This window comes from Shinella sp. NM-101, from assembly GCF_021401195.1.
Lineage (GTDB): Bacteria > Pseudomonadota > Alphaproteobacteria > Rhizobiales > Rhizobiaceae > Shinella.
In genome coordinates this window covers 1-895 of sequence record NZ_JACBFT010000056.1, presented here as the reverse complement: position 1 = coordinate 895, position 895 = coordinate 1, and the positions used below count along the sequence as shown (strand labels likewise).

Sequence of the window (895 nt, the reverse complement as noted above, 5' to 3'; positions counted from 1 at the left end):
GGGGTCAGAACAAGAGCTGCTCGAAATCGTACGCTAAGACCGAACGGAGCGGGAACGTCATGCAGCGCGGAGGATTCTTCCAGGAAGTCGCAATGGCCTGAAGCCTTCGGGCATCTGCTGCTCGGTGTCCCAGGAATAGATGCCGGTGAGATTTATGTGCTCCCAGCTGAGTGGCGAGACATGCTTGAGCAATATGTCGGGGATAGTTCGACCACTTTGACGCAGATGGGCTACGGCACGGCTGAGATAAACGGTATTCCAGTGGACGATGGCGCTGACGACAAGGTTGAGGCCCGAGGCACGGAATGCCTGACTTTCGAACGATCGGTCGCGGATTTCGCCGCGCTCATGGAAGAAAACGGCCCGCTTGAGCTTGTGGGCGGATTCTCCTTTGTTAAGACCGGCTTGACATCGCCGGCGAAGTGCCGGGTTGGAATACCATTCGATCATAAACAGGGATCGCTCGATGCGCCCGAGCTCACGCAGGGCTTTCGCCAACTGGCTCGGTTTCGAGGATGCCGCCAGCTTTTTGAGGATCATTGAGGGCGCAACAGAGCGTGTCGTGATTGATGCCGCCAGATGGAGAAGGTCATCCCAGTGTTCCAGAATGAGGGCGGTATTGATCGGCGCGCCGATATGGTTGGCCAGTGCTGGATATGAGTCGGCCTTTTCGAAAGTATGGAACTTCCGGTCCTTGAGATTGCGCAGCCGAGGCGCAAAACGCTTTCCGATCAGAGTGAAGAGGGCAAATACATGATCGCTCGCACCTCCGGTATCGGTAAAGTGCTCCTCGATCTCCAGGATGGTGTCGTGGTCGAACAGGCCGTCGAGAACATAGGCTGCCTCGCTCTCGGTCGGGCTGATCGGCAGAATGCTGAAATAGCCGTACTGATCG

The 895-nt window shown here is 56.6% G+C and carries 1 protein-coding gene; it reads right to left on the bottom strand.

Going from position 1 to position 895, the window contains the following annotated elements; all coding sequences use genetic code 11:
* Positions 1-57: 57 nt before the first annotated feature.
* Positions 58-895 (bottom strand): transposase (locus L0976_RS28545; RefSeq protein WP_234190772.1); only part of this gene is annotated, 838 nt, incomplete at its 5' end.